The organism is Streptomyces sp. NPDC058650 (genome assembly GCF_042717315.1).
Taxonomy (GTDB): Bacteria; Actinomycetota; Actinomycetes; order Streptomycetales; family Streptomycetaceae; genus Streptomyces.
In genome coordinates, this window is sequence record NZ_JBHXRL010000022.1 from 145,122 (window position 1) to 151,720 (window position 6,599).

The following is a 6,599-nucleotide window of genomic DNA, read 5'->3' on the forward strand; positions in this document are numbered from 1 at the left end:
TCTCTTTGATCGGCTGGTCAGTTGATCGGATGTGTCCGTCCGGTTAGTGATCACTGATGCGATGTGGGGCCGGATCGAGCCGCTGATGCCGGCCGATCCGGTCCGAACCCTGGAGGCCATCGCGTGGAAGTACCGCACCTGCTCGCCCTGGCGGGACCTGCCCGACGAGCTCGGCTCGTTCCAGACCGCTCACAAACGGCTGCTCAGGTGGGCCATGGACGGCACCTGGGAACGGATCCTTGCCGCGCTCCTGGCAGCAGCCGACGCCGGTGACGACATCGGCTGGACCGTATCGGTGGACTCCACCGTCTGCCGCGCTCACCAGCACGCCGCCGGAGCCAGGAATAAGGGGCACCGGGCCGGGCCGAACCCGGCGACCACGCACTCGGACGCTCCCGCGGCGGCCTGAGCACGAAGGTCCACATCGTCAGCGACAGCCGCGCACGGCCTCTGGTCCTTCGCGTCACCGCAGGCCAGGCGGGGGACGTACCGGCATTCGGAACTGTCATGGCTGGCATCCGTGTTCCGCGAAGCGGACCCGGAAGCGACGGACAAGCTCGCCGTCGCCTACCAAGCCGCACTGCATCTCGCGAGCATCCTCATCTGGACAAGGTGCTGACCGAGAAGGCGGGAGCTTCCGGCTGCGGCATCAGCGCGCGAGGATCTCCATATGGACGACCTTCTGAAGTTCATTCACGCCCGGTACGAGGCAGACAACCATGCCTACGCCGAGGTGGCCTATCGCTTCGGTGGCGAGGCCATCCTCGACAGTCACCTGCCGATGCTCGACCTGATCGACATGCTTGCGCGGGACCGCGAGGCCATGGACCCCACAGACCCACGCTTCGCCGGCCTCACCTACGCGCTCCGCGTGCTCGCGCAGTCCTATGCAGAGCATCCGGATTACCGCCGGGAATGGCGTCCTTAGAGTCCGATCAAAAGACAGCCCCTAACCGGCAGACGCCAGCAGGGCCCGCCGAGCTCACGGCAGGTCCCGATGACACGCCGCCCCTCAGGAGCCCTGTCGGGGAGAGCTGGTGGAGGGTCCTGGCGCATCCGTCTCCTCGGCGGGCAGGGCCTTTCTCATGGCCTTCGCTGTGGCAGCGGGGTCGTAGTCCGCGGGGACGCCCTCGACCAGGATGATGTCGCCGCCCATGTGCCGGGACCTCAGCGGCGCGATCTCCCGGTACGCCGGCGAGTCCCACCAGGACCGCGCCTCGGCGATCCCGGGGAACCCGATCATCACCACCCCTCCGGGCCAGTCGCCCTCCTTCACTTCGTGCGCCGTCCCGTGCACGAGGAAGCGGCCGCCGTACGGCTCGAGGGTGGCGGGGATGCGCTCGATGTACTCGACGACCTCGGCGTGCGGGGTCGCGTCGTGCAGGTGCGCGATGGCGTAGGCGGGCATGGCGTAGCTTCCTTCCGGTCGGTTCTGCTCCGTACGTGGAAGAGCGTGGCAGTCCGCCGCGGCGAGGTCGATGACCTGGCAGGTAATGGACCCCGTCACCCGGCCCAGGGGGTCGCGTAGGCGGACGCGAGGACCAGACCCCCTAGGGCCTGTCCGGCGGATCTTTTCGGGCTAGGGCAGGCACGCCCAGTACGGCTGAGTTGTCGTGGGCCGCGGTGGTCACGCGAACGACGGCCACCGGTCGGCGGCCCACTCCCGCCAGCCCACCCAGCCGGGCGGCGGGCCGGCGACTCCGCGGCCCTCCAGCTCCGCGGCGTCGGGCTCCTCAAAGTGCGCCCGCCCGCGCAGGATGTCGGCCTCGGACATCGGCAACGTCTCCTCGGGGGTGGTCGCCCAGCGATGGGCGATACGGGCGCGTTGGGTCTCATCGTCCACCGGCAGGTAAACCATGCGGAAGCACGCCTCCTCGGCCTCCACCAGCCAGCGGATAGCGGACCGTTCGTCCCGTGACCAACAGCCATAGTCCACGACGACGTTGGTGCCCAGTTTGACCGCCTCCAAGGCGAGCCAGAGCATGCGCCCCTCCAGCACGTCGCGCTTCCCGTCCGCCTCCGCCTCGCCGAACAGGGGAATCATCCAGTCGTCGGGCGTCAGGCGGAGCGCGCCGCGCTCCGCAGCGAGCTGCCGAGCCCGCGTGGTCTTTCCGGCCCCTGGCAAGCCGACCATCAGGAACAACGTGGTCACACCCAGATCGTGGCAGGGAAGCCCATCCGACGACCACCGCTTTATCCGCCCGATCACGGGCTGAGCCACAGACGGATGGAGGCCACGTGACAGTGCCGTGGAAGACGTAGGCGCGCTTGTCGTAACGCGTAGCCACGGCGCGGAAGTGCTTGAGCCGGTTGATCGCGCGCTCGACCTCGTTCCGGCGCTTGTATTTCTCCTTGTCGAAGCCCGCGGGCCGGCCTCCTCGACTTCCTCGGCGCCTGCGGTTGGCCCGCTGGTCCTTCGGTTCCGGGATGGTGTGTTTGATCTGGCGTCTGCGCAGGTAGCGGCGATTGCGGCGGGAACTGTACGCCTTATCGCCGCCCAAGTGGTCAGGACGGGTCCGTGGATGCCCACCGCCGACGCGCTTTACCCGGATGCGTTCGAGGACTGGGATCAGCTGCGGGCTGTCGCCCCACTGCCCAGGAGTGATCAGCAGCGCCAGAGGGCGCAGGCCACCCTCCCCGGCAAGATGGACCTTGCAGGTCAGGCCGCCCCGCGAACGGCCGAGTCCTTCGTCGGAGCGGTGCTGCCGAGGTGTTGATCTCCGCTTCGGTACTCGCGGCGTCCTGCGCGGAGCCCCGGCAGCGTGCTGATGGCTCGGCACGAGGTCGAGTCCACGCTCACCATGCTCCAGTCAACCCCGCCCCGGGCGTCGGCATCGGCCTGGACGGCTTGCAGGATTCGATCCCAGGTGCCGTCCGCCGACCACCGGCGATGACGCTCATAGACCGTCTTCCAGCTCCCGAACCGGTCCGGGAGATCCCGCCATGGGACTCCCGTGCGGACCCGGAACAAGATCCCGTTGATCACTGTTCGGTGGTCATTCCAACGCCCGCCACGGCCTCCAGGCTTCGGCAGATGGGGCGTACGTCGCGCCCACTCGCCATTCGTCAGATCACCCCGCCCCACGAACCAAACAATGGCCCCGACGCAAGGCGGTCGTCACATGATCCGCCGGACAGGCCCTAGGGCGTGTCTCTTTGGTCAGTGCCGATGTCGCTGCGGAACGGGGCGGGTGCGGGTGAAGTCGCCGTTCTGTCAGCACCGCATGACCAGGCCGAGGCCAGGAAGGCCAGCCAAGGAGACACCCTTCAGTCGCTGAGCGCGGGGCCCTTCGTCGTGGCGGTGACGCGCTGGGGTGCGGAGAAGCCCTCCCCCTCGTACTGGGCTTGGCAGGCGTACGTGGTTTCTTCGTTCAGGGGTACCAGAACAGCTTCGGGAATGTCATTGCAGCGCACTGTCTTGGCGCCTGTGTACTCGCCGTAGAAGCTGCTCACGACACCGTCGCGGAGGATCAGCCCACTGTGCGGATCGAACTCGTATGTGACGGAGGACGATGAGACGGATGTGACGGTGACGTCCCACGTCACCTTGACACCCAGAATGTCGCTGGTGCATGTGAAATTCATGCCGGAACGAGGCGATTTGTCAGGGCACTGAGCAGTGATCCGCCCGTCCGCGTACCCAGCCAGCCAAACAGTCTCGCGACGCACCAACCGCTCAAGGTTCTCACTGCCCCTTGCATGGTCATCCGGAGTGGGAAAAGCATCCACATCGCCCGATGTCGGCGTCGGCATGACATGGGGAAGCAGTTCTGAAGGTTGCTGGGTGACGGAAGTCGAAGAAGTGGATGGGCGCTCGGTCGAGCCGACCCCATTGGTCGAACATCCCGTCTGCAGCAGACCCACGATGCCCAGCACTGCAAGAACCCGTCTCCGCATGGCCACCACGGTAAGCACCGGTATCCGTCAGCCACAGGCGCTTTCCCGCCAGGCTTCCCGCACCTGCCTGACTCGAATGGCCCCATGCCGGCATCGCTACCGGGCCTCACTCCCCACCCGACGCCGGCCAAGGAGACAGAACCTAGCCGGCAACCGAGCGACGCCCCCCGATGAAGGCGGCCAAGGCGTCTGCCACGATCGCCGCATCCGCGTCCGGCGTCCACAACATCTGCCGGGCCGAAGAGAGGCGCCTTGCGGCCCTGCACCAGCCGCTCCTGCCTGCCCTGCGCAGGCTCCTCGCGTCTTTCGCGCACCGTGAGGGCGCGAGCCGCTCCAGCTGACGGTCGCGCGTGAGCCGCCGAGCGACACGGGGAATCGGTCGAAGCACCTAGCGTCGGGCCTGCTCGGCTGCGGAGATATCGGCCGCTGTCGCCGTGGCCCGCCTGCCCGCCTGGACCTGCTGGAGTCGCTTGATCGTGGCAGCCAGCACGTCATGGGCGTCGGTGGGATCCCCGCCCGCGTCCTGGACGCGGACTCGGGCGATGACGGTGCCGGACCGGCTGTAGCCGTAGACCGTGCCGCTGGATCCGGTGTACGCGAGGAAGACCGATTCCTCTCCGACCTGAGAGGGCGCCTTGGCGGGAGCTTTCTCGTCCCGGTCCAGCCACCGGTCGTACGCCGTCTTCGCGTGCGCGGCGTTGTCGAACTGGCAGACGTCCAGATCGATCTCTCGCGAGCGGGTCGATCCCTGGTAGTCGTACTCGCCGCTGCCTGCCCGCTGCCAACCGGCCGGGGCGGGGGCGTCCGAGGGAGCGCAGTCGTCGGGCTCCCCCGGCATGCTCTTGTGCAGGTTGCCGGGGTAGTAGCCGGGGACCACGTCCTCGGCGTCGGGGATCGCCTGGGTGAGCTCGCCCCGGCTGAGCTGCCTGGTCAGCGGTACGTCGGTGTCGTCCCTGAAGGGCTGCACCTCGCCGGACCTGCCCGCGGACGGCTTCCCCGCGGGTGCTGGCGCCCCTTCCGGAACCTCGCCGCCCGAGCAGGCGGAAAGCGTGAGACAGGTCAGAAGGGCTGTCGCTATGGCGAGGTGACTACGTGTCATGTGATCAAGATAGCCAAGCCTCGGTCGCCCGGGCCGTCGGCGCCGGATCCGTAGCTCTCGGATCTCGCAGCGTGGACATGTCCGCGAGCCGTGGACCTACGCCCATCAGGCCGTCTGGCGGTCGAGCCGTCGGGCCGTCATGATCGGCCGGACAGCACCTCAAGGTTGTCCGTAACGGCGGGGCGGAAGTGAGATGACTCTCATGCCGTCAGTGTGCTCGCGACCGCTGACATCGCCCGCGGCGGCCCAGTAACCCCCATCTGGACCCGCCCCGGCGGCGGCCACCACAGGCGGGTGCTGGCGGGTGCCGAGTTTCCCGGAGCGGAACGGCTGCCCCCGGGCACTCGCCGACGCCTCGGCCGGCGCCGGGGCGGCGAAAGGGTTGGTGTGCGGGGCCGGCAGAACCGGGTAACGTCTTTGTCATGTTCTTCCAGACGCCGATTCACGAGTGAGAACGTGATGGGCATCTGCTGACGTTCTTCGACGTCGCCGCCTGTCCCACCGATGAATCCGTAGATCACTTCACATCATTACCGGGAGAACCCGTGACCGACAGCAAGAACATCAACAACCCCGTGGGCCAGGGCGGCGGCCAGCGCAAGAAGCTGTCCCGCGCCGAACGGCAGAACAACGGTCCGCACCGCAACCTCGACCGCCAGAATGCAGCTGACCAGAAGGCTGAGCTGGTGCGCAAGATGCGCGAGAAGGCCGCCGCGGTCGGCGGCGCCGGGCAGGCGGGCGACGACACCGCACAGAGCTGACGCACCGCCGCCGCAGGGCGGCACCGCACGGGCAGGGCCCGGACCGCGACGCGCGGTCCGGGCCCTGTTGCCGTACCGGGGCGGCCAGTCCGCTCAGCTGTCCCGAAGGCCGAAGCCGATGGCCGACCGATCACTCGTGCCAACGCGCCAACCGCCGGCGCAGAGGCCGTGCGGGAGGAGGACCCACCGGCTGGTGATTCGCCCCCGTGGACCGACCTCCCCCGTGGGACCGACCTCTCAGAAACCCGGGACAGGGATGGAGCTCGGCCACCACGGAGGCACGCCGCCGGGGCACGGAGGGGCGGCGGCGCCCTCCCAGAAGATCGAGATGGCGCACCAGGCGACACCCAGGAGCGTCACCGTGAGGGCAAGGGCGTGGAGAAGGGGGCGGTTCCCGACAAGGGCGCCCACCGCGACCCAGACCACCAGCAGGACCGTCCAGAGGCCCGGGATGAACAGCCAAAGAAGGAAGCCGCTGTTGGCCGCCTGGTTCACTCCCACGTCACAGGCGTTCCACGACCTGCCCAGGAGCATGGCGGTGGACGTCGCGAGAACCAGCGCCACCGCTGCCCCGAGACATCCGTGCAGCCGCCGACTCCCCACAGCCCCCCGTTCGCCGTCCGCTGCGGCACGCACCGGATCCGCACCGCTCGTCACTGCCGCATCCACCCAGCCCGCCGGCACTGACCAACTGGGCTCGGACGGACTCCCCTTGATCCTAGTAATCACATGATCCGCCGGACAGTGCCTAGGGCGTGTTTTAGAACTGGGGTCCGTGTCTCGCCTCGTGCCGTGATGATCTCGGTGTGGGGCGAGGGGATCTTTCAGATGACCAGTGGGCG

7 protein-coding genes and 2 pseudogenes are annotated in these 6,599 nt (G+C 68.3%); 3 read left to right on the forward strand and 6 right to left on the reverse strand.

Annotation, left to right across the window (positions count from 1 at the left end; all coding sequences use genetic code 11):
- Positions 1-31 precede the first annotated feature (31 nt).
- Positions 32-759: pseudogene (locus ACFWWU_RS30725) on the forward strand (IS5 family transposase); the annotation flags it as partial.
- 22 nt (positions 760-781) lie between these two features.
- Positions 782-928 carry a DUF6221 family protein gene (locus tag ACFWWU_RS30730; RefSeq protein WP_384150221.1) on the forward strand — a complete coding sequence of 49 codons (147 nt, stop codon included), beginning with the start codon at positions 782-784 and terminating at the stop codon, positions 926-928.
- An 84-nt stretch (positions 929-1,012) separates the two neighbouring features.
- Here ACFWWU_RS30730 and ACFWWU_RS30735 read toward each other — a convergent pair whose 3' ends face one another.
- The 5 genes and pseudogenes from ACFWWU_RS30735 to ACFWWU_RS30755 form a co-directional block, all read right to left on the reverse strand.
- A complete protein-coding gene (locus ACFWWU_RS30735; protein ID WP_384150193.1) occupies positions 1,013-1,408 on the reverse strand; it encodes a DUF1330 domain-containing protein in 396 nt (131 codons plus the stop codon).
- A gap of 219 nt (positions 1,409-1,627) precedes the next feature.
- Positions 1,628-2,152 carry an AAA family ATPase gene (locus ACFWWU_RS30740; RefSeq protein ID WP_384150196.1) on the reverse strand — a complete coding sequence of 175 codons (525 nt, stop codon included), beginning with the start codon at positions 2,150-2,152 and terminating at the stop codon, positions 1,628-1,630.
- Between the two features lie 53 nt (positions 2,153-2,205).
- A pseudogene (locus ACFWWU_RS30745) lies at positions 2,206-3,085 on the reverse strand (IS5 family transposase).
- 182 nt (positions 3,086-3,267) lie between these two features.
- Positions 3,268-3,876: a hypothetical protein gene (locus ACFWWU_RS30750; RefSeq protein WP_384150199.1), complete on the reverse strand. Its 609-nt coding sequence runs from the start codon at positions 3,874-3,876 to the stop codon at positions 3,268-3,270.
- 409 nt (positions 3,877-4,285) lie between these two features.
- Positions 4,286-4,996 (reverse strand): hypothetical protein, encoded by a 711-nt coding sequence (locus ACFWWU_RS30755; protein ID WP_384150202.1) that lies wholly within the window; start codon positions 4,994-4,996, stop codon positions 4,286-4,288.
- A 545-nt stretch (positions 4,997-5,541) separates the two neighbouring features.
- On the opposite strand from ACFWWU_RS30755, the gene ACFWWU_RS30760 reads away from it, so the two are divergent.
- Complete coding sequence (locus ACFWWU_RS30760; RefSeq protein ID WP_384150204.1) at positions 5,542-5,757, forward strand: DUF6243 family protein; 216 nt, start codon at positions 5,542-5,544, stop codon at positions 5,755-5,757.
- Positions 5,758-5,994: 237 nt separating this feature from the next.
- On the opposite strand, the gene ACFWWU_RS30765 is transcribed toward ACFWWU_RS30760, so the two are convergent.
- The gene (locus ACFWWU_RS30765) at positions 5,995-6,321 is read right to left on the reverse strand and encodes a hypothetical protein (RefSeq protein WP_384150207.1); all 327 of its coding nucleotides are present in this window, start codon (positions 6,319-6,321) and stop codon (positions 5,995-5,997) included.
- Positions 6,322-6,599 lie beyond the last annotated feature (278 nt).